Here is a 20,599-nt window from a genome sequence, read left to right on the forward strand (position 1 = left end):
GAGACCCCGTGACCAGCCCCACCGCGACCCCCGCGACCACCGGCCTCCCGACCGGCAGCGTCCTGGAGATCCGCAACCTGCACGTCACCGTCGGCGAGGGTGACGAGGCCAAGGAGATCCTCCGCGGCGTCGACCTCACCGTCCGCGGCGGCGAGACCCACGCGATCATGGGCCCCAACGGGTCCGGCAAGTCGACCCTGGCCTACTCGATCGCCGGGCACCCGAAGTACACGATCACCGGCGGCAGCGTCACCCTCGACGGCGAGGACGTCCTCGCGATGACCGTCGACGAGCGCGCCCGGGCCGGCATGTTCCTGGCCATGCAGTACCCGGTCGAGGTCCCCGGCGTCTCGGTGTCGAACTTCCTGCGCACCGCGGCCACCGCGGTGACCGGCGAGGCGCCGAAGCTGCGCACCTGGGTCAAGGACGTGCGCACCGAGATGGAGGCGCTGGAGATGGACAGCGCCTTCGCCGAGCGCAACGTCAACGAGGGCTTCTCCGGTGGTGAGAAGAAGCGCCACGAGATCCTGCAGATGCGGCTGCTCAAGCCGAAGGTCGCGATCCTCGACGAGACCGACTCCGGCCTGGACGTCGACGCGCTGCGGATCGTCTCCGAGGGCGTCAACCGCGCCAAGGCCGAGAGCCCGGTCGGCGTCCTGCTGATCACGCACTACACGCGGATCCTGCGCTACATCAAGCCCGACTTCGTGCACGTCTTCGTGGCCGGCCGGGTCGTCGAGGAGGGCGGCCCCGAGCTCGCCGAGAAGCTGGAGAACGAGGGCTACGCCGCCTACGTCAAGGACTCCAAGGCCGAGGCGCTGGCGGAGCTCCCCGGGGGTGCTCACGCATGACCCAGACCGTCTCGCGTCCCGCCGGGGCGCCGAGGGCGCCCCTGCCGCTGGACGTCGAGGCGATCCGGGCTGACTTCCCGATCCTGACCCGCACGGTCCGGGACGGTCGCCGGCTGGTCTACCTCGACTCCGGCGCCACCTCGCAGAAGCCGCGCAGCGTGCTGGACGCCGAGCGCTGGTTCTACGAGAACATCAACGCCGCACCGCACCGCGGCGCGCACCAGCTCGCCGAGGAGTCCACCGCCGCCTACGAGGCGGCGCGGACCACCATCGCCGGGTTCATCGGTGCCGCGGACACCGAGGTGGTGTTCACCCGCAACAGCACCGAGGCGATCAACCTGGTCGCCTACGCGCTGTCCAACGCGGCGACGGCCAAGGAGCCCGAGTTCCGCCGGTACGCCGTCGGCCAGGGCGACGAGATCGTGGTCACCGAGATGGAGCACCACGCCAACCTCATCCCGTGGCAGCAGCTCTGCGAGCGCACCGGGGCGACCCTGCGCTGGCTGGGGCTGACCGACGACGGCCGGCTGGACCTCTCGGACCTGGCGACCGTGGTCAACGAGCGCACCAAGCTCGTCGCGGTGACCCAGCAGTCGAACATCCTGGGCACGATCAACCCGCTGGGCGACATCGTGGCCCGCGCGCACGAGGTCGGTGCGCTCGTGCTGGTCGACGGCGCGCAGTCCGTGCCGCACCAGCCGGTCGACGTCACTGAGCTGGGCGCTGACTTCCTGGTGTTCTCCGGGCACAAGATGCTCGGTCCCACCGGCGTCGGTGTGCTGTGGGGCCGGTACGAGGTGCTCGACGCGCTCCCGCCGTTCCTCACCGGTGGCTCGATGATCGAGGTCGTCCGGATGGAGGGCAGCACCTTCGCCGCCCCGCCGCAGCGGTTCGAGGCCGGCGTGCCGATGACCGCGCAGGTGGTCGGGCTCGGTGCCGCGGTCGAGTACCTGCAGCGCCTCGGCATGGACAACGTGCTGGCGCACGAGGAGGCCCTCACCGGGTACGCCCTCGAGCAGCTGCAGGCCATCCCGGGCGTGACGGTCATCGGCCCGCCGGACACCGTCGCCCGTGGCGGCGCGATCAGCTTCACCGTCGAGGGCATCCACCCGCACGACGTCGGCCAGGTGCTCGACGACCTGGGCATCGCCGTCCGGGTCGGTCACCACTGCGCGTGGCCGGTCGTGCGCCGCTACGGCGTGCCGGCGACCACCCGCGCCACGTTCTACGTGCACACCGGCTACGACGACGTCGACGCACTGGTCGAGGGTGTCCGGGAAGCCCAGCGCTTCTTCGGTGTTGTACCGACCGAGGTGAGCTGACCATGCAGCTGCAGTCGATGTACCAGGACATCATCCTGGACCACTACCGGAACCCCCACGGCCGCGGCCTCCGCGACCCGTTCGAGGCCGAGGTGCACCACGTCAACCCGACGTGCGGTGACGAGGTGACCCTGCGGGTCCACCTGGACGGCGACACCATCGCCGACGTCTCCTACGAGGGGATGGGCTGCTCGATCAGCCAGGCGTCGGTCTCGGCGATGTACGACCTGGTCATCGGGAAGAGCGTGCCCGAGGCGCTCGGCACCGGCGAGCAGTTCATGCGGCTGATGCAGAGCAAGGGCGATGCGGCCGTGGCCGAGGAGCTCGAGGACGAGCTGGAGGACGCCGTCGCGTTCGCCGGTGTCTCGAAGTACCCGGCGCGGGTCAAGTGCGCACTGATGAGCTGGATGGCGCTGAAGGACGCGAGCGCCCGTGCTCTGTCGACCTCGGAAGGGAAGAGCTGACATGACCGAGCCCACCACCCCGGACGCCGGGATCTACGGCGGCAAGTCCGCGCTGCTCGAGGACGTCGAGGAGGCCATGCGCGACGTCGTCGACCCCGAGCTGGGCGTCAACGTCGTCGACCTGGGCCTGGTCTACGGCCTGGACATCGACACCGAGGCCAACGTGGCGATCATCGACATGACGCTGACCTCGGCGGCCTGCCCGCTGACCGACGTCATCGAGGACCAGGCCCGCCAGGCCCTCACCGGTGGCCCCGGCCCCGGCCTGGTCGACGACATCCGGATCAACTGGGTCTGGATGCCGCCGTGGGGCCCGGACAAGATCACCGACGACGGCCGGGAGCAGCTCCGCGCCCTGGGCTTCCGGGTCTGAACCTGGACCTCCTTTCACTGCTCGACCGGCTGGCCGCGGGGGAGGACCCCCCGGCAGACGCCAGCGTCACGACCGTGCCGGCGCCCCTCGGGGCGCCGGCACTCGTCGTCGGGGGGAGCGCCTGGCACGTGGTCGCGGCGGACGTCGACCCGGTCTGGGTGGCCGCGCAGGTGGCCTCCGACCCGATCGCTGCACCGCTGGGTGCCCGGTTCCTGACCGCGCTCGCCGACGAGGTGGGCGTCGAGCCGGGCGTGATCGACTCCGTGCTGGTGGCGCCGCCGGCCCCGGCGAGCCCCGGCGTGGAGCTGGTCGAGGTCGAGCCGTTCGGGCACCCACGGGTGGAGCGGGCGCTGACCCACCGCACCGGCGTGCGGGTCTGGACGACACCGGACGCCAGCGCCCTCATCTCCCTGGGCCGGGGCGTGTGCGGCCGCTGGGAGGTCAGCACCGAGGTCGACCCCGCCGCCCGGGGCCGCGGGCTGGGCACCGCGCTGGCCGCCGCCGCACCGGCGCTCGTGCCCGGCGGGGCGCCGCTGTGGGCGCAGGTCGCCCCGGCCAACACCGCCTCGCTGCGGTCGTTCCTCGCCGCCGGCTACCGCCCGGTCTGCGCGGAGACCCTCTTCGGCTCCGCCTGATCGCCCGGAGATGGCCATCTCCGGGCCCGGTGCGATCCCGAAGATGGCCATCTCCGGGGTCGGGGATCAGCGCATGTCGGCGAGCGAGGCGATCGCCACCCGCGCCCGGCGACGACGGCTCTCGTAGCTCGCGCCCACCGCCAGCAGCGCCGCCCCGGCGACGCCGAACACCACCAGCCCGGGCGGCGGCAGCACCGCGAGCAGCCGGCCCACGCCCACGACCACCAGCGAGCCCGCACCCACCAGGAACGGTGCCCGCACGGCCCAGCCGGTCGCCGCGGTGGTCGTCGCCGTCGCGGCCACCACCACCAGCAGCACCCGCAGCAGCTCGGGCTCCACCAGCGCCAGGAACACCGACGGCCCGTAGCCCGCGGCCAGCGCCGGCCCCCACGCCGACCAGGACGGCGCGGTCGCCAGCCGGCGCCCCGAGTAGAGCAGCAGCACCGCGGCCAGCGGCAGCGAGTACGCCTCGGGCACCTGCACCCCGGCGTCGCCGACCGCCAGCCAGACGGCCGCGACCAGGCCCGCGCACCCTCCCGCCCGGGCCGGCCGGCGACCGGTGCGCGCCGCGTACCCCACCAGCGCCGTCCCGAGGACGGCGAGCGCGGCGGCCAGCGCGAGCGGGTCGCCGGTGCGCCCGACGTGCGCGACGGCCACCACCCCGACCACGACGGCGGAGACGGCCAGCGGGCCCTCGTCGCGGTGGTGCCGCTCCAACGACGCCGCGGCCAGCGCCGTCACCGCGAGCAGCAGCAGCAGCGGCCCGGCCCGGCCGGGCCCCAGGTTGCCGTCGGCCTCGGCCAGCAGCGCCGCCCCGGCCAGGCAGCCCACCGCGACGGGGAGGGCGCCTGGCCGGTCGGCCGGCTGCCGCGCGGCGACCAGCACGGCCGGGAGCGACGCCGCGACCAGCAGCAGCGCCACCGCGCTCCACCGGCCGTCCGCCAGCAGCTGGACGACGCTCAGCGCCGTCGCGGTGCAGGCCAGGGCCAGCCCGGCCGGGCGCACCACCGAGTGCGGGCGGGGTGAGGCCAGCGCGGCGACCAGCGCGGCGCTGACCAGCCCCAGGTAGCCCGCCGCCGGCACACCGGCCGGGCCGGTCGACTGCAGCACCCCCGCGACGGCGGCACCGGTGACCGCGCCGGCCAGCACCGGCACCAGCGGCCGCGGACCCAGCAGCGGCCGCAGTGCCGGGCGCAGCCGCAGCGCCACCAGCCCCGCCGCGGCGCCCACCAGCAGGGCGGCGGCCGGCGCCGCGGTGGACGTGGCGGTCGTCGTCCAGACCAGGTGGGTGCCGGTGGCCACGCCGGTGACCCACCACAGCGCGGTGGTGGCGAGGGCGACCGGGGCCACCGGCCGCCGGGCGCGCAGGGTGACCAGGGTCCCGGCGATCGCGGTGCCGAGCACGGCGCTCACCTGCGGCAGCGCGCCGAGGTCGGCGCCGGACAGCGCGGTGAGGACGGCGAGCTGGGCGCTGAGCCAGGCGGCGACCGGCCAGGTCAGCGCGCGACGGCCCAGCCGGCCGAGGAGCCAGAAGACGGCGGAGAGGACGGCGAGCACGACGGCCGACGTCGGGTCGGAGCCCGCCCGGTCGCCGACCACGGCGAGCACCACGGTGGCGACGGCCAGCGTCTCCTCGGACGCCCGCAGCCGGCGCACACCGCACCACAGCGACGCCGCGGCGGTGCCCAGCGCCAGCGCGGTGGTGAACACCCAGCCGGTGAGGCTCAGCGAGGCGGCCCCGGCCACGACGACCGCGACCGCCCCGGCGGCGAGCAGCACCTGCTGCGGGCTGACCCGGCGCAGGCCCTCGTCGTCCGGCGGGGCCGGCGGTGGGGGCGGCGGGACGCCGACCGGTGGCGGGTAGACCACCTCGGGGCTCTGCGGCACCGCGCTCACCTCCTCCCGCTGGCCGTGCCCGTCCACGCTACGGGCGGTCGGCCGGTCGCGCTCAGCTCATCTGGGCCACCCAGGCCACCGCCTCGCGGGCCTGCTGGAGCCGCCGCTCGTAGGTGGCGCCGAGGACGAGCAGCACCAGCCCGGCCGCGGCGAGCGCCACCCAGGTGGGCACCAGTGGTGCGTAGGGACCCAGCCGGCTGACGACGACGAAGGCCAGCGCCCCGGCGCCCAGCACGAACGGCGCCTGCCGGTGCAGCAGCGTGCCGGCGACCACGAGCGCGGCCGCACCGGCGACCACCAGCACCAGCCGCAGCGCGGTGGGGGAGCCGGCGACCGCGAGGGCGGAGGGCACCAGGGCCACGCCCACGCCGGCGCCCTCGGCGGCCCAGGACGGGCCGCGGGCCCGGATCCGGGGCCAGGCGACCACCAGCAGGCCGGCCGCGGCCGGGAGCGTGTAGGCCTCCGCGGTCTCGACCCCCGCGCCGGCCACCGCGATCCAGCAGGCGACCACCAGGTCGGCGACGGCCGCCACCGCCACCAGCGGGCGGTGGGCCACCAGCGCGTAGCTGCCGGCGGCCGCACCGACGACGGCCAGCTGCAGCCCGACCTGCCCCCACGCCCCGGCGTCACCGGTGGTCAGCCCGGCGAGGATGCCGGTGATCGCCCCGGCGACGGCGCACACCCGCTCCTCGGGCGCCCCGGCCCGCAGCGTGGCCAGCGCGAACCCACCGGCGGCGACCAGCGCGAGCAGCAGCCCGGCTCCCGGGCTGGAGAGCCAGCCGGCCTCCCGGGCGAGCAGTGCCGACACCACGGGGGCGAGCAGGGCGGCGCCGGTCGCGACCTCCCGGACCGCGGGCACCCGGAGGGCGGTGAGCGCCGCGGGCACGGCCGCCGCCAGCACGAGCAGCGACAGCGCCCCGTACCGCTCGTCCTCGGCGAGCACCAGGGCGCCGGCACCGGCCATCGCCGTCCCACCCGCCAGCAGGGCCGCGCCGGCCACCGAACGCCCGACGGGGCCCGGGACGAGGACGACGCCGGCGAGCAGCGCCAGCCCGGCCCCGGTCGCGGCGACCGGCCCGGCCGCGCCCACCGTGCCCAGCGAGGCGGTCAGGGCCAGGCCACCGACCCCCGCCGCTGCGGCCGCGACCACCGCCGGGGACACCGCACCGCCGGCGACGCGGGGCAGCCGCAGGGCGGCCAGCGCGGCGACCCCGGCGCCCAGCAGCAGCGCCGTCGCGGTCCACGACTCGGCCGGCGTGCCGTCGACGGCCAGCACGAGGCCCCGAAGCACCCCGATCGCGGCCCACAGCGCGGCGAGCACCCGGGCCACCGGCCGCAGCGACCGGCGCAGCAGCAGGACGGCGGCCAGGTCGGCGGCCGCGACGAGCAGCGCGCAGGCCACCCCGGCGGGGGAGCCCAGCCAGCCGGTCGGCAGCACGAGCACCAGCACCGGCTGCGCGGCGACCAGCGCGGCCAGCGGCCAGGTGGTGGTGCTGCGGGTGAGCCGGTTCAGCGCGAGGGCGACCGCCACGACGACCACGCAGGACACCGCCGTCCAGGAGCGCAGGTCCACCTCGTCCAGCCCGCCGAGCCCGCGGGCGCGTGCCGCCCCGAGGGCGACGGCGAGCAGCGCCGTCCCGGCCGCGGCCAGCGCCTCCTCGGTGGCCCGCAGCCCGCGGCGGGCCGCCCAGGCCGACGTCCCGCACGCCGCGGCGGTGACGGTGACCATGACCGTCGCCTGGAAGACCAGCCCGAACCGCGTCCAGCCCAGCGCGACGAAGTACAGCGCGCCGGCCACCAGCAGCACCGCCCCCAGGCCGAGCAGCACCTGCTGCGGGCTGAGCCGCCGGCGGGGCGGCGGGGGCGGCGTGCCGGGCGCCGGCAGCCACGGCACCGGCGGCGGTGCCACCGGGGGAGGCGGAGGGGGTGCGGCCGGCGGCGGGGGAGCGGAGGACGGCGGCTGGACCGGCGGGCCCGCCGGTGGGGCCCACGGGCCGGCGCCGACCGGGACGGCCGCACCCGGTGCCGCCGCGCGCAACGCGGCCAGCAGCTGGTCGCGGTCGCGGGTGAGCTCCTCCAGCGTCGAGCTGATCCGGCCGAGGACCCAGCCGGCCTGGCCGGCGGCGGGCAGACCGCACCTCGGGCAGGGGGCGGCCGGGGGGCCGGAGACCTCGGCGCCACAGACAGGACACGCTGGTCCACGCGGGAACATGAGCGCATCCTGGCGTGCCGGCGGCCGGTGCAGGACCGCTCTCCCCAGGACGCGCCCGTCCAGGTGACGTGGAGGTCACCCGGGAAAGGGGTCGGAGGACGGCGTCCGAGCGCCTATCCTGGGGTCAGTGATCACGACGACCGGTCTCGAGCTGCGCGCCGGGTCCCGCATCCTCATCAGCGAGGCCGACCTCCGGGTCCAGCCCGGCGACCGCATCGGGCTGGTCGGCCGCAACGGCGCCGGCAAGACCACCACCCTCACCACCCTGGCCGGCGAGCGCGTGCCGCACGCCGGCAAGGTCGAGGTGACCGGTGAGCTCGGCTACCTGCCGCAGGACCCGCGCAGCGGCGACCTGGACATCACCGCCAGCGACCGGGTGCTGTCCGGCCGCGGGCTCGACGTGCTCAAGGCGAAGCTGACCAAGGCGCAGATCGCGATGGCCGAGCCCGCCGACGACGCCGAGATGGACCGCGCCGTCCGGCAGTACGGCCGGCTCGAGGACCAGTTCGCCGCGCTGGGCGGGTACGCCGCGGAGAGCGACGCCGCCCGGATCTGTACCAACCTCGGCCTGCCCGACCGGGTGCTGCAGCAGCCGCTGCGCACGCTGTCCGGTGGCCAGCGCCGCCGGGTCGAGCTGGCCCGGATCCTCTTCTCCGACGCCGACACGCTGCTGCTCGACGAGCCGACCAACCACCTGGACGCCGACTCGATCGTCTGGCTCAAGGGGTTCCTGGCCAGCCACCGCGCCGGGCTGATCGTGATCAGCCACGACGTCGACCTGCTGGCGGCCGTGGTCAACAAGGTGTGGCACCTGGACGCCAACCGGGCCACCGTCGACGTCTACAACCTGGGCTGGAAGCGGTACCTCGACGCGCGCGAGACCGACGAGCGCCGCCGCCGCTCCGAGCGGGCCAACGCCGAGAAGAAGATCGACGCGCTCACCGCGCAGGCGGACAAGATGCGCGCCAAGGCCACCAAGGCCAAGGCCGCGCAGAGCATGGACAAGCGCGCGCAGCGGCTGGCCGCGGGCCTGGAGCAGGTGCGCACGCAGGACAAGGTCGCCAAGCTGCGGTTCCCGACGCCGGCCCCGTGCGGCCGCACGCCGCTGACCGCCGAGCACCTGTCCAAGAGCTACGGCTCGCTGGAGATCTTCACCGGCGTCGACCTGGCCATCGACAAGGGCACCCGGGTCGTCGTCCTGGGCTTCAACGGCGCGGGCAAGACCACGCTGCTGCGGATGCTCGCCGGCACCGAGACCCCGGACACCGGTGAGGTGAAGGCCGGGCACGGGCTGCGCGTCGGGTACTACGCGCAGGAGCACGAGACGATCGACATGGACCGCACGCTGCTGGAGAACATGCGGTCCGCGGCGCCGGACAGCACCGACACCGAGCTGCGGAAGATCCTCGGTGCCTTCCTGTTCTCCGGCGAGAACGTCGACCAGCGCACCGGCACCCTCTCCGGTGGTGAGCGCACCCGGCTGGCGATGGCCACGCTGGTCGTCTCCGGCGCGAACGTGCTGCTGCTCGACGAGCCGACCAACAACCTCGACCCGGCCAGCCGCGAGCAGGTGCTCGAGGCGCTGCGCACCTACCAGGGCGCGATCGTGCTGGTCACCCACGACGAGGGCGCGGTGCACGCGCTCAACCCGGACAAGGTGATCATCCTGCCCGACGGCACCGAGGACACCTGGAGCGCCGACTTCGCCGACCTGGTCTCGCTCGCCTGAACCCCGATCGGCTGCGCACGTCCTATCTGCGGTGGCCGACCCCCGTCACCTGGGTGATCATGGCTCTCGGGACGCCGATGTCACCGGGACGACGGCGCCGGGGGATCAGCGGGGAACTGCCGGTGCGAGCCGGCGGGGCACCTCTGACAGGAGGGGAGTCATGGCCGACTCGAGCACTGCGGACCTGAGCAAGGGCAAGCGGATCACCGGAGACGACCGCACGTCGCTGGCGGACGAGCTGCGTGAGCGGTACGACGGCGGTGAGAGCATCCGCTCGCTGGCCACCTCGACCAACCGCTCCTACGGGTTCGTCCACCGCCTGCTGTCGGAGTCGGGCGCCAGCCTGCGCGGCCGGGGCGGGGCGAACCGCAATGCCAACAAGAAGAGTGCGTGAGCTCGCCTGACGAGAACGGGTGGGTGAGGACGGCGCGCGAGGGCGCCGTCCTCACCGTCACCCTCGACCGGGCAGACCAGCTCAACGCGCAGACCCCGGCCACCTGGGCGGCGCTGCGCGCCGTCGGTGAGGGGTTGGACGACGGCGTCCGGGTGGTCGTCGTCCGCGGCGCCGGGCGGGCGTTCTCCGCGGGGCTGGACCGCACGCTGTTCAGCCCCGACCCGGGCGTCAGCGGCGGGCTCGCCGACCTCGGCTCGATGCCCGCCGACCAGGCCCAGGAGCGCATCCGTGGCTACCAGGCCGCGTTCCGCTGGCTGCGCTCCCCGGGCGTGGTCTCCGTCGCCGCCGTCCAGGGGCACGCGATCGGCGCCGGCGCCCAGCTCGCGCTCGCCTGCGACCTGCGGGTGTTCACCGAGGACGCGCAGCTGCGGCTGCCCGAGGCCACGCTGGGCCTGGTGCCCGACCTCACCGGCACCAGCACGCTGGTCGAGCTGGTCGGCTACAGCCGGGCCGTCGAGATCTGCCTGACCGGCCGCGCGGTGGGGGCGACCGAGGCGGTCGCGACCGGGCTGGCCAACGTCGCCGTCCCGCTCGACCAGCTGGACGCGACCGTCGCCGACCTCACCGCCGCGCTGCTCGGCCCGGACGCCGACGCGTCGCGGGAGACGCTGGCGCTGCTGCGCTCGGCGGTGCGCAACGACCCCGCGCAGCAGGACGCCGCCGAACGGGCCGCCCAGGTCCGTCGTCTCGGGGCGCTGGCCAGGAGAGACTGACCGGGCGGAACAGAGCGGGCCCGGCCGCTGTTCTGCGGTTGATTACCTGGTTACAGCAGTAGGGGCCGCAGCGATGAGGTACGTGCCATGAGCTCTCCGATGACCTCGATGGCCGCCATGCGGTCGTTCAGCCGCGACTCGTCGGTGACGTCGCGGCAGATCCCCCGGGGCACGGTCCGCCGGATCCTCGGCATCGCCGGGCCCTACCGCCGCGAGCTGGTCGGGTTCCTCGCGCTGGTGGTGTTCTCCGCGGTCATCGGCGTGGTCACCCCGCTGCTGGCCGGCGACATCGTCAACCGGATCGCCGGGCTGTCGGGCACCGCGGGCGACGTCGTCCGGATCGCGCTGTTCATCGCCGGCCTGGCCGTGCTCGACGCGGTGAGCTCGCTGGTGCAGCGCTGGTACTCCGCGCGCATCGGCGAGGGCGTCATCTACGACCTGCGGACCCGGGTGTTCGAGCACGTGCAGCGGATGCCGGTCGCCTTCTTCACCCGCACCCAGACCGGTGCGCTGGTCAGCCGGCTGAACAACGACGTCGTCGGCGCGCAGCGGGCGTTCACCTCGACGCTGTCCGGCGTCGTCTCCAACGTGATCGCGCTGGTGCTGACCGCCGGTGTGATGTTCAGCCTGTCCTGGCAGATCACCCTGCTGTCGATCGTGATGGTGCCGCTGTTCGTGCTGCCGGCGCAGCGGATCGGCAAGCGGCTGCAGGAGATCACCCGGGAGTCCTACGGGCTCAACGCGTCGATGAACGCGACGATGACCGAGCGGTTCAACGTGGCCGGCGCGCTGCTGGTCAAGCTGTTCGGCCGCCCGGAGGTCGAGGCGGACTCCTTCCGCGGCCGCGCGTCACGGGTGCGGGACATCGGCGTGCTGTCGGCGATGTACGGCCGGGTCTTCTTCACCTCGCTGACCCTGGTCGCCGCGCTGGCCACGGCGCTGGTCTACGGCCTGGGCGGGGCGCTCGCCTTCACCGGGTCGCTGTCCGCCGGTGACGTCGTCGCGCTCGCACTGCTGCTGTCCCGGCTCTACGGGCCGCTGACCGCGCTGGCGAACGTGCGGGTCGACGTGATGAGCGCGCTGGTCAGCTTCGACCGGGTCTTCGAGGTGCTCGACCTGCGGCCGATGATCGACGAGGCCCCCGACGCCGTCCCGGTGCCGGCCGACGACCGGTCGGTCGAGTTCGACCACGTCTCCTTCCGCTACCCGGCGCCCGACGAGGTGTCGCTGGCCTCGCTCGAGGACGTCGCGGTGCCCGAGCAGCACGCCTCGACCGACGTGCTGCACGACGTCTCCTTCCGCGCCGAGCCCGGCCAGCTGGTCGCCCTCGTCGGCACCTCGGGGGCCGGCAAGTCGACGATGGCCGCGCTGGTGTCGCGGCTGTACGACGTCACCGACGGCGCGGTGCGGGTCGGCGGGGTCGACGTCCGGCGGGCCACCAGCGCCTCGCTGCGCGACGCGATCGGCGTCGTCAGCCAGGACTCGCACCTGTTCCACGACACGATCGGCGCGAACCTCCGCTACGCCAAGCCCGACGCCACCGACGAGGAGCTGTGGGCGGCGCTGACCGGGGCCCGGATCGCGGCGCTGGTGCACGCCCTGCCCGACGGCCTGGACACCGTGGTCGGCGACCGCGGCTACCGGATGTCGGGCGGGGAGAAGCAGCGGCTGGCGATCGCCCGGGTGCTGCTCAAGGCCCCGGGGGTGGTCATCCTCGACGAGGCGACCGCCCACCTGGACAGCGAGTCGGAGGTGGCGGTGCAGCACGCGCTGGACGCCGCGCTGGCCGGCCGGACGTCGCTGGTCATCGCCCACCGGCTGTCCACGATCCGCGACGCCGACCTGATCCTGGTCGTCGACCACGGCCGGATCATCGAGCGCGGCACCCACGAGGAGCTGCTGGCCCGCGGCGGCCACTACGCCGACCTCTACCGCACCCAGTTCGCGCCCAACGAGATGCACCAGAGCATCCGGGTCGGCTGAGCGCACTCCTCGTGAACGGCCGGGAACGCACCGGCGCCTCCCGGCGCGGGGACAGCCCACGTCCAGCCCGACCGTGGGACCGTGGAGGCGGCCGCTCCACCTCCTGAGAACAGGGCTCCCGATGACCGCTCAGCACTGGCACTCCATTGCGTCCGGCAAGCCGTACCCCGTGAGCGTCCCGCCGGAGGGCGCCTCCTCGCTGGAGGACTTCGTGGGCGACGCCGAGTTCTGCATCGACGGCGGTGCGGAGTCGCTGCTCGTCCGCGGGCACGGCGTCCGGCACGGCGAGGTGGTCCGCTTCCACGAGAAGGACGCCGTCGGCGGCAAGGACGTGCGGGTCTGGCACGTCTCGCAGCACGACGGCGGCTACGTGGCGGAGTCCATCTCCGCGTTCTGAGCCCGCACGCGCCGAGCCACTACGGTCGGCGCGTGCCAGCGCTGACGGCGGAGGGGCTCGCCCACCGCCACGGGCGCGGTCCGTGGCTGGTCGAGGGGCTGTCCCTCGCCGTCCCGGCCGGCGGCCTGCTGCGGGTGCGCGGCGGAAACGGCAGCGGCAAGTCGACGCTGCTCCGGCTGCTCGCGGGCTCGGTCGTGCCGCGCCGGGGGACCGTCCGGCGCAGCGGGCCGGTGGGCTACCTGCCGCAGCAGACCGGCGATCTGCCGGGGATCGACGCCGCCCGGCTCGTCGGGCTGCTCACCGGCGGTGTGCCGGACGGCGTCCCGGGCACCCGCGCCGACCAGCTGAGCCGGGGCTGGCAGCGGCGGGTGCTGCTGGAGGCCGTGCTGGCGCTGCCCTGCCCGGTGCTGGTGCTCGACGAGCCGGCCGCCGGGCTGGACGCCGCCGCCGTCTCCCGGCTCGCCGACCGGCTGACCGGCCGCCTCGCCGCCGGGCACGCCGTGGTGGTGGCCGAGCACGAACCGCTGCCGCTGGCCGGGGGAGAGGTGCTCGACCTCGGGGGCTCGGTCACCGCTGCCGTGGTCGAGGTGCTGCTGGCCGGCACCGGGACGTTTCGCGGGCGGACCGCCACCGGCGGGCGGCTCACCCTGACCGTCCCGGCGGGGGAGCAGGACGCCGTGCTGCTGGCCGCCCTGCAGGAGGGCTGGTCGGTGCTCACCGTGGCCCGCCGGTGAGGGCGCCGGTGCCGGTGCCCCGGGCCGCCCGGATGGGGCTGGCCACCGCGGTCGCCAGCCGCAGCGTGCTGGCTGCGTCCGCCGCCTGGCTCGTCGTCCTCGCCGCCGTCTACGCCGCCGACGCCGGGCCCCCGCTGCCCGCGCTCGCCTCCACCGCCGTCGTGTTGCTGCCGGTGGCCGCCTGGGCGACCGCCGCCCACCTGGCGGCGTCCAGCGCCGACCTCCGCCAGGTGCTCACCGCGGCTGACGGGCACGTCCGGGTGATGCTCGCCGACGCGCTGCCGCCGCTGGCCTGGCTGGCCGGTGCCACCGCGGCCGGGGTGCTGGCCAACGCCGTCCTCGACCCGCACCCGGCGCCGCTGACCGACCGGCTGCTGGGCCTGCTGCTGCACCTGCTCTGCGGTGCCGTCGGCATCGCGCTCGGGATGGTGCTGCACGCCGGGCGCGTGAGCCGGGGCGTGCAGGCCGCCGTCGTCGTCGCCGGGTCGCTGGCCAGCGCCCGGCTGGCCCTGCTGCCGCCGGCCGGCCCGTTGCTCAGCACCTGGGGTGCCGGCGCCGAGCCTGGCCCGCTCGCCGCGGGGTGGGCGGTCGGCGGCCCGGTCGTCGTCACCGCGGGGCTGCTCGCGGTCACCCTGTGGCTGCGGCGCCGGGGATGAACGGACCTGTCCGCCCCTGCACGGCGCGGGGTCGGCCGTCCTCGCGGACCGCCCACTAGCGTCACTCCTGACCCACTCGCACCACCTCGCAGGAGCACTCCCTTGAGCGCAGGCCACCCGCACGACACCCAGATCCGGGCGCTGTACGCCCGCTTCCTCGCCGGCTGGAACCAGCGCAGCGGCGTCTCGGTGTCCTCGGTGTTCGCCGACGACGGCGAGTGGGTCGACCTCGACGGGACGCTGCGCAGCGGCCGGTTGTCGATCGCCGCGGACATGCGCCGGATCTTCAGCGAGCACGCCACCCCCGGCTTCGTCGGCATCGTCCGCTCGGTGCGCCGGCTGACCGAGGGCGTCGCCGTGCTGCACGGGGTCGCCGGGATGGTGCCGCCCGGCGCGCAGGCGGTCGACCCGGCGCTGCACGCGGTGCACGTGCTCACCGCGGTGGACGACGGCGGGCGGTGGCGGATCGCCGTGCTGCAGAGCACGCCGGCCCGCTACGGCGGCCGGGCCGACGCGGTGGCTGCACTGACCGCGGAGCTGGAGGCGGCGCGCACGGAGTCCGGCCGATGACCGTGCTGACCGCACCGGAGGAGCTGCCCGGTGACGCCGTGCTGCTCGACGTCCGCTGGCAGCTCGGGCGCACCGACGGCCGGGAGCAGTACCTCGCCGGCCACCTGCCGGGTGCGGTCTTCGTCGACCTGGAGACCGAGCTGGCCGCGCCGGGGACGTCGGCGGAGGGTCGCCATCCGCTGCCGTCGTTACAGGCACTGCAGTCAGCGGCCCGGCGCTGGGGCCTCGAGGACGGGTCGAGGGTCGTGGTCTACGACGCGGCCGGCGGGCTCGCGGCGGCACGGGCCTGGTGGCTGCTCCGCTGGGGCGGGCTCACCGACGTCACCATCCTGGACGGCGGCCTGGCTGCCTGGACCGGCCCGCTGGAGCGCGGGGACGTGGTGCCCGCGCCGGGGTCGGTGACCCTCACCGGCGGCGGCATGCCGGTGCTGACCGCCGACGAGGCGGCCGCGCTGCCCGACGACGGCGGCCTGCTGCTCGACGCCCGCGCCGGCGAGCGGTACCGCGGCGAGGTCGAGCCGATCGACCCGCGGGCCGGCCACGTGCCGGGCGCGGTCAGCGCGCCGACGGCGGAGAACCTGGACGCCGACGGCCGGTTCCGTACAGCGGCTGCACTCACCGAGCGCTTCGCCGCGCTCGGGGTGCGGCCCGGGACGACGGTCGGCGTCTACTGCGGCTCTGGCGTCACCGCCGCGCACGAGGTCGCCGCGCTGGCCGAGGCGGGCATCGAGGCGGCGCTGTGGCCGGGCTCGTGGTCGCAGTGGTCGGCCGACCCCGCCCGCCCGGCGGCGACCGGTGCTGCACCGGCGGGCACCGACAGCCCCTGATCCAGGCGCCGGCGCGGCACACTGCCCGGCGTGACCGTCGCCGTCCGTTCCCGCAGGCCCCTCGTCGCCGCCGTGCTGGCCGGCGCCGCGCTGCTCGTCGTCGGCTTCTTCTACCTCGCCTCCGGGCTGGTGGTGCCCGGTTATGCGCTCGTGCCGCTGTGGCTGTGGTGGGGCGTGCAGGCCTGGGTGCTGGTGCGGCTGGCCCGGGCGCGGTCGTGGTGGGTGCTCGCCGTGCCGGTGGTCGCGGTCGCGACCTGGTGGCTGGTGCTGGCCGCCGGCGAGGCCTGGCTCGGCTGGCAGCCCTGACCTGAGCTCAGGCGAGGGTGAGGGCGGCGTCGTAGCGGTCGAGCAGCACGGCGGCGATCCGCTCGTCGGGCAGCAGCGGCGCGGTGACGGTGTCGGCACCGGCACCCTGCAGCTTGTCGTGGAAGTGCCCGGGCGCCAGCAGGTACGCCGCGACGACCACGCGCTCGGCCCCTGCCTTCCGGGCCGCGGCGACGGCGTCGGGCACCGGTGGCTGGGCGGCCGAGCCGTACCCGGTGGTGACCGGCCCCGCCCAGGCGCGCTGCAGCAGGTCGGCGGTGTCCTCGACGTCCTTGACCGATCGGGCGTCGCTGGACCCGGCGGCGGCGAGCACGATCCCGGTCAGCGGGTCGCGCGGGTCGGCACCGGCGGCGACCAGCCGGTCGGTGAGCACCGCGACCAGCCGCGGATCGGGGCCGAGCGGCTTCGCGGCGACCGCCGACGGGTGGTCGGCGACGGCACCGGCGATGTCGACGTGCACGTGGTAGCCGCCGGAGAGCAGCAGCGGGACGACGACCGCCGGCGTCCCCGCGGCGCCCAGACCGGCCACGACGTCGACCACGGTCGGCGGCTGGACGTCGACGAACGCCGCCGTCGTCTGCAGCCCCGGCCGCAGTGCGCGGGCCGCCAAGGCCAGCTCGCCGATCAGCCGGCGGCCGGTGGGGTTCCGGGTGCCGTGCGCGCAGGCCACCAGCACCGGTTGTGCACTCATCGTCGCTTCCCGGCCCGCGAAACGACGATCAGCGCACAACGGGGGTCCGCCATCACAACGCTCTCGTCACGCCGCCGTCGACGGCGAGCATGGTGCCGGTGACGTAGGAGGCGGCGGGGGAGAGGGCGAAGGCGGCGACCGCGCCGAACTCCTCCGGCCGGCCCACCCGGCGCAGCGGGATGGCGGCCTCGCTGGCGGCGCGCATGGCGGCGGCGTCCCCGGAGGCCTGCTCGATCTCGGTGATCCGGTCGGTGGCGATCGTGCCGGGCAGCAGACCGAACACCCGGATGCCCCGCGGCCCCAGCTCGTCGGCGAGCGCCTTCGCGGTCATCGCCAGCCCGGGCCGCAGCCCGTTGGAGACGGCCAGGTGCCCGATCGGCTGGCGCACCGAGGTGGAGAGGACGAACCCGATCGCCGCGCCCTCGCCCAGGTGCGGCACCAGCGCCCGGACCAGCCGCAGCGGGCCGAGCAGCACGCTGTCGACCCCGGCCCGCCAGGCGTCCTCGCCGACGTCGAGCACGCTGCCCGGGGTGGGGCCACCGACGGAGATCAGCGCGCCGTCGACCCGGCCCAGCCGGTCGACCGCCGCGCCGACGAGCTCCTCGGCGGCCGAGGGGTCGGCGAGGTCGGCGGCGACACCGGTCGCTGCGGGCGCGCCGCCCAGCGCGACGGCCGCGGCGTCGACCGACTCCGCGGACCGGGAGCTGACCAGCACCCGGGCCCCGTCGTCGACGAGGGCCCGGGCGGTCGCGAACCCCAGTCCCCGGCTCGCGCCGGTGAGCAGGAACCCGCGGCCGCCCAGGCCCAGGTCCATCAGGCGTCGCGCAGCGAGCGGAGGACGTACTGCATGATCCCGCCGTTGCGGTAGTAGTTCGCCTCACCGGGGGTGTCGATCCGGACGCGCGCGTCGAACTCGACGTCGCCGGCCTTCACGTGCACCGTGCGGGGGATCGTGCCGTCGTTCAGCGCGGTGATCCCGGTGATCTCGAACGTCTCGTCGCCGGTCAGGCCGAGCGACTCGCGGTTCTGGCCCTCGGGGTACTGCAGCGGCAGCACGCCCATGCCGATCAGGTTCGACCGGTGGATCCGCTCGTAGCTCTCGGCGATGACCGCCTTGACCCCCAGCAGCGCCGTCCCCTTGGCCGCCCAGTCGCGGGACGAGCCGGAGCCGTACTCCTTGCCGGACAGCACGACCAGCGGGATGCCGGCGTCGATGTAGGCGCGGGAGGCCTCGTAGATCGACGTCGTCTCGCCGGTCAGGTGGTTCTTGGTGACGCCACCCTCGGTGCCCGGCACCAGCAGGTTCCGCAGCCGGATGTTGGCGAACGTGCCGCGGATCATCACCTCGTGGTTGCCGCGGCGGGACCCGTAGGAGTTGAAGTCGCGGCGCTCGATGCCGTGCTCCTGCAGGTACCGGCCGGCGGGGGAGTCGGCCTTGATGGAGCCGGCCGGCGAGATGTGGTCGGTGGTCACCGAGTCGCCCAGGACGGCGAGCGTGCGGGCGCCGGTGATGTCCTGGACGGGGTCCGGCTCGGCCGGCATGCCCTCGAAGTACGGGGGCTTGCGGACGTAGGTGCTCTCGGCGTCCCAGGCGAACGTGTCACCCGACGGCGTGGGCAGGTTCTGCCACTGCTCGGTGCCGGCGAAGACGTCGGCGTAGCTGCGGCCGAACTGCTCGGCGGAGACGGCCTGGTCGATGGTCCGCTGCACCTCCTGCGGCGACGGCCAGATGTCGCGCAGGAAGACGTCGTTGCCCTCGGTGTCCTGGCCCAGCGGCTCGGTGGTGATGTCGATGTCCATCGAGCCGGCGAGCGCGTAGGCGATGACCAACGGCGGGGACGCCAGGTAGTTCATCTTGACGTCGGGGTTGATCCGGCCCTCGAAGTTCCGGTTGCCCGACAGCACCGAGACGACGGCCAGGTCGGCCTCGTTGACGGCCTTGCTGACCGGCTCCGGCAGCGGGCCGGAGTTGCCGATGCAGGTGGTGCAGCCGTAGCCGACCAGGTAGAAGCCCAGCTTCTCCAGGTACGGGGTGAGCCCGGCCTTCTCGTAGTAGTCGGTGACGACCTTCGAGCCGGGTGCCAGCGTCGTCTTCACCCAGGGCTTGCTGGTCAGGCCGCGCTCGACGGCCTTCTTGGCCAGCAGGCCCGCGCCGAGCATGACCTGCGGGTTCGACGTGTTGGTGCAGGAGGTGATCGCGGCGATCACCACGTGCCCGTGGTCGACGAAGGTCTCGGTGCCGTCCTCCATCACCACGGGGGTGCGCTTGGAGGTGCGGCTGGAGTTCGAGGTGGTGACGGCGGTGTGCGGCTTGCCGGCCTCGCCGTTGCCGTGCGCGAACGGGCTGGCCGGGTCGGACGCCGGGAAGGTCTCCTCGACCGACTCGTCCACCGAGGAGGCGGTGTCGGCGGCGTCGTCCGGGTCGTCGTCGCCGTCGGGGGCGTAGGTCGGCAGCGCCTCGCGGAAGGACTCCTTGGCGTCGGACAGCGCCACCCGGTCCTGCGGCCGCTTGGGGCCGGCGATGGACGGAACGACGGTGGCCAGGTCGAGCTCGAGGTACTCGGAGAACACCGGCTCGCGGGCGTCGTCGTGCCACAGGCCCTGGGTCTTGGCGTAGGCCTCGACCAGCGCGATCTGCTCGGCGCTGCGGCCGGTCAGCCGCAGGTAGTCGATCGTCTCGCCGTCGATGGGGAACATCGCCGCGGTCGAGCCGAACTCCGGGCTCATGTTGCCGATCGTGGCCCGGTTGGCCAGCGGGACGGCGGAGACGCCGGCGCCGTAGAACTCGACGAACTTCCCGACCACGCCGTGCTGGCGCAGCATCTCGGTGATCGTCAGCACCAGGTCGGTGGCGGTGGCGCCCTCGGGCAGCTCACCGGAGAGCTTGAAGCCGACCACGCGGGGGATGAGCATCGACACCGGCTGGCCGAGCAGCGCGGCCTCGGCCTCGATGCCGCCGACGCCCCAGCCGAGCACGCCCAGGCCGTTGACCATGGTCGTGTGGCTGTCGGTGCCCACGCAGGTGTCGGGGTAGGCCAGCGTGCGGTCCCCCTCCTGCCGCGGGAAGACCACGCGGGCCAGGTGCTCGATGTTGACCTGGTGCACGATGCCCATGCCCGGGGGGACGACGGTGAAGTCGTCGAACGCGCCCTGGCCCCAGCGGAGGAACTGGTACCGCTCGCCGTTGCGCTCGAACTCGATGTCGACGTTGCGCTCGAACGAGTCCGGCGTGCCGAAGATGTCGGCGATGACCGAGTGGTCGATGACCATCTCGGCGGGCGCCAACGGGTTGATCTTGTTGGGGTCGCCGCCGATCTCGGCCATCGCCTCGCGCATGGTGGCGAGGTCGACGATGCACGGGACGCCGGTGAAGTCCTGCATGACCACGCGGGCCGGGGTGAACTGGATCTCCTGGTCCGGCTCGGCGGACGGGTCCCAGTTCGCCAGGGCGCGGATGTGGTCCGCGGTGATGTTGGCGCCGTCCTCGGTGCGGAGGAGGTTCTCCAGCAGGACCTTCAGGCTGAAGGGGAGCTTCTCGCTGCCCTCCACCGCGTCGAGCCGGAAGATGTCGTACTCGGTCCCGTCGACGTCGAGCGTCGCCCGGGCTCCGAAGCTGTCCTTGCTGGCTGCCACTGCTTGCGCCTCACCCTCGCTGGTCCTGCGCGCGTCCTGCGCCTCGATGTACCACCCTCGATCATCCCAGCCCGCACCGGAGTCTGCGGAGCAAGGCTGCCCTTCCCTCACGCTCGGTGACCAGTCTCACCGGCG

Annotated in this window: 20 protein-coding genes; 15 read left to right on the forward strand and 5 right to left on the reverse strand. The window is 74.9% G+C overall.

From position 1 onward, the window contains the following. Positions 1-8: 8 nt before the first annotated feature. The 5 genes from sufC (at position 9) to FHX36_RS01715 (ending at position 3,645) form a co-directional block, all read left to right on the forward strand. Positions 9-851: a Fe-S cluster assembly ATPase SufC gene (sufC, locus tag FHX36_RS01695; RefSeq protein ID WP_110553214.1), complete on the forward strand. Its 843-nt coding sequence runs from the start codon at positions 9-11 to the stop codon at positions 849-851. Further along, a complete protein-coding gene (locus FHX36_RS01700; RefSeq protein WP_110553213.1) occupies positions 848-2,173 on the forward strand; it encodes a cysteine desulfurase in 1,326 nt (441 codons plus the stop codon). Before sufC ends, FHX36_RS01700 begins: the two co-directional genes overlap by 4 nt. A 2-nt stretch (positions 2,174-2,175) precedes the next feature. Further along, entirely contained in the window at positions 2,176-2,637 is a 462-nt protein-coding gene (sufU, locus tag FHX36_RS01705) for a Fe-S cluster assembly sulfur transfer protein SufU (protein WP_110553212.1), read from the forward strand. A 1-nt stretch (position 2,638) separates the two neighbouring features. Next, a complete protein-coding gene (locus FHX36_RS01710; protein WP_014741600.1) occupies positions 2,639-3,010 on the forward strand; it encodes a metal-sulfur cluster assembly factor in 372 nt (123 codons plus the stop codon). A 74-nt stretch (positions 3,011-3,084) separates the two neighbouring features. After that, positions 3,085-3,645 carry a hypothetical protein gene (locus FHX36_RS01715; RefSeq protein WP_220036017.1) on the forward strand — a complete coding sequence of 187 codons (561 nt, stop codon included), beginning with the start codon at positions 3,085-3,087 and terminating at the stop codon, positions 3,643-3,645. 66 nt (positions 3,646-3,711) lie between these two features. Here FHX36_RS01715 and FHX36_RS01720 read toward each other — a convergent pair whose 3' ends face one another. Together FHX36_RS01720 and FHX36_RS01725 are read right to left on the reverse strand one after the other, a co-directional pair. Continuing rightward, the gene (locus tag FHX36_RS01720) at positions 3,712-5,532 is read right to left on the reverse strand and encodes an SCO7613 C-terminal domain-containing membrane protein (protein WP_183513452.1); all 1,821 of its coding nucleotides are present in this window, start codon (positions 5,530-5,532) and stop codon (positions 3,712-3,714) included. Positions 5,533-5,593: 61 nt separating this feature from the next. After that, positions 5,594-7,753 (reverse strand): DUF2157 domain-containing protein, encoded by a 2,160-nt coding sequence (locus FHX36_RS01725; protein ID WP_183513453.1) that lies wholly within the window; start codon positions 7,751-7,753, stop codon positions 5,594-5,596. A 127-nt stretch (positions 7,754-7,880) separates the two neighbouring features. Between FHX36_RS01725 and FHX36_RS01730 the strand changes: the two genes are divergently transcribed. The 10 genes from FHX36_RS01730 (at position 7,881) to FHX36_RS01775 (ending at position 16,122) form a co-directional block, all read left to right on the forward strand. Beyond that, positions 7,881-9,482: an ABC-F family ATP-binding cassette domain-containing protein gene (locus FHX36_RS01730; protein WP_110553625.1), complete on the forward strand. Its 1,602-nt coding sequence runs from the start codon at positions 7,881-7,883 to the stop codon at positions 9,480-9,482. A gap of 160 nt (positions 9,483-9,642) precedes the next feature. Continuing rightward, positions 9,643-9,876: a helix-turn-helix domain-containing protein gene (locus FHX36_RS01735; RefSeq protein WP_110553623.1), complete on the forward strand. Its 234-nt coding sequence runs from the start codon at positions 9,643-9,645 to the stop codon at positions 9,874-9,876. Beyond that, positions 9,873-10,649, forward strand: a complete 777-nt coding sequence (locus FHX36_RS01740; RefSeq protein WP_110553621.1) for an enoyl-CoA hydratase/isomerase family protein — start codon at positions 9,873-9,875, stop codon at positions 10,647-10,649. Before FHX36_RS01735 ends, FHX36_RS01740 begins: the two co-directional genes overlap by 4 nt. A gap of 87 nt (positions 10,650-10,736) precedes the next feature. Further along, on the forward strand, positions 10,737-12,632 hold the full coding sequence (locus FHX36_RS01745) for an ABC transporter ATP-binding protein (protein WP_110553619.1): 1,896 nt from the start codon (positions 10,737-10,739) through the stop codon (positions 12,630-12,632). A 169-nt stretch (positions 12,633-12,801) separates the two neighbouring features. Continuing rightward, complete coding sequence (locus FHX36_RS01750) at positions 12,802-13,029, forward strand: hypothetical protein (RefSeq protein WP_181428891.1); 228 nt, start codon at positions 12,802-12,804, stop codon at positions 13,027-13,029. A 32-nt stretch (positions 13,030-13,061) separates the two neighbouring features. Continuing rightward, positions 13,062-13,763: an ABC transporter ATP-binding protein gene (locus FHX36_RS01755; protein ID WP_181428890.1), complete on the forward strand. Its 702-nt coding sequence runs from the start codon at positions 13,062-13,064 to the stop codon at positions 13,761-13,763. Beyond that, the gene (locus FHX36_RS01760) at positions 13,760-14,419 is read left to right on the forward strand and encodes a hypothetical protein (RefSeq protein ID WP_183513455.1); all 660 of its coding nucleotides are present in this window, start codon (positions 13,760-13,762) and stop codon (positions 14,417-14,419) included. Before FHX36_RS01755 ends, FHX36_RS01760 begins: the two co-directional genes overlap by 4 nt. A 102-nt stretch (positions 14,420-14,521) precedes the next feature. Further along, positions 14,522-14,989, forward strand: a complete 468-nt coding sequence (locus FHX36_RS01765; RefSeq protein WP_110554223.1) for an SgcJ/EcaC family oxidoreductase — start codon at positions 14,522-14,524, stop codon at positions 14,987-14,989. Continuing rightward, complete coding sequence (locus tag FHX36_RS01770) at positions 14,986-15,816, forward strand: sulfurtransferase (protein ID WP_110554222.1); 831 nt, start codon at positions 14,986-14,988, stop codon at positions 15,814-15,816. The genes FHX36_RS01765 and FHX36_RS01770 overlap by 4 nt, the downstream gene beginning before the upstream one ends. A 30-nt stretch (positions 15,817-15,846) precedes the next feature. Next, on the forward strand, positions 15,847-16,122 hold the full coding sequence (locus FHX36_RS01775; RefSeq protein WP_110554221.1) for a hypothetical protein: 276 nt from the start codon (positions 15,847-15,849) through the stop codon (positions 16,120-16,122). A gap of 7 nt (positions 16,123-16,129) precedes the next feature. Here FHX36_RS01775 and FHX36_RS01780 read toward each other — a convergent pair whose 3' ends face one another. The 3 genes from FHX36_RS01780 to FHX36_RS01790 are packed head-to-tail and all read right to left on the reverse strand — an operon-like array spanning position 16,130 to position 20,464. After that, positions 16,130-16,831, reverse strand: coding sequence for a sirohydrochlorin chelatase (locus FHX36_RS01780; protein WP_110554220.1), 702 nt, complete (start codon positions 16,829-16,831; stop codon positions 16,130-16,132). Between the two features lie 52 nt (positions 16,832-16,883). Next, positions 16,884-17,645, reverse strand: a complete 762-nt coding sequence (locus tag FHX36_RS01785; RefSeq protein WP_183513456.1) for an SDR family oxidoreductase — start codon at positions 17,643-17,645, stop codon at positions 16,884-16,886. Next, complete coding sequence (locus FHX36_RS01790; RefSeq protein WP_110553231.1) at positions 17,645-20,464, reverse strand: aconitate hydratase; 2,820 nt, start codon at positions 20,462-20,464, stop codon at positions 17,645-17,647. The genes FHX36_RS01785 and FHX36_RS01790 overlap by 1 nt, the downstream gene beginning before the upstream one ends. Positions 20,465-20,599: the final 135 nt, after the last annotated feature.

The sequence above is a fragment of the Modestobacter versicolor genome (assembly GCF_014195485.1).
Lineage (GTDB): Bacteria > Actinomycetota > Actinomycetes > Mycobacteriales > Geodermatophilaceae > Modestobacter > Modestobacter versicolor.

Bases quoted from the DNA above. Each gene is read 5' to 3' on its own strand.
- FHX36_RS01700 (WP_110553213.1), top strand. From the start codon at position 848: ATGACCCAGACCGTCTCGCGTCCCGCCGGGGCGCCGAGGGCGCCCCTG.
- sufU (WP_110553212.1), top strand. From the start codon at position 2,176: ATGCAGCTGCAGTCGATGTACCAGGACATCATCCTGGACCACTACCGG.
- FHX36_RS01710 (WP_014741600.1), top strand. From the start codon at position 2,639: ATGACCGAGCCCACCACCCCGGACGCCGGGATCTACGGCGGCAAGTCC.
- FHX36_RS01725 (WP_183513453.1), bottom strand. From the start codon at position 7,753: ATGTTCCCGCGTGGACCAGCGTGTCCTGTCTGTGGCGCCGAGGTCTCC.
- FHX36_RS01735 (WP_110553623.1), top strand. From the start codon at position 9,643: ATGGCCGACTCGAGCACTGCGGACCTGAGCAAGGGCAAGCGGATCACC.
- FHX36_RS01745 (WP_110553619.1), top strand. From the start codon at position 10,737: ATGAGCTCTCCGATGACCTCGATGGCCGCCATGCGGTCGTTCAGCCGC.
- FHX36_RS01770 (WP_110554222.1), top strand. From the start codon at position 14,986: ATGACCGTGCTGACCGCACCGGAGGAGCTGCCCGGTGACGCCGTGCTG.
- FHX36_RS01780 (WP_110554220.1), bottom strand. From the start codon at position 16,831: ATGAGTGCACAACCGGTGCTGGTGGCCTGCGCGCACGGCACCCGGAAC.
- FHX36_RS01785 (WP_183513456.1), bottom strand. From the start codon at position 17,645: ATGGACCTGGGCCTGGGCGGCCGCGGGTTCCTGCTCACCGGCGCGAGC.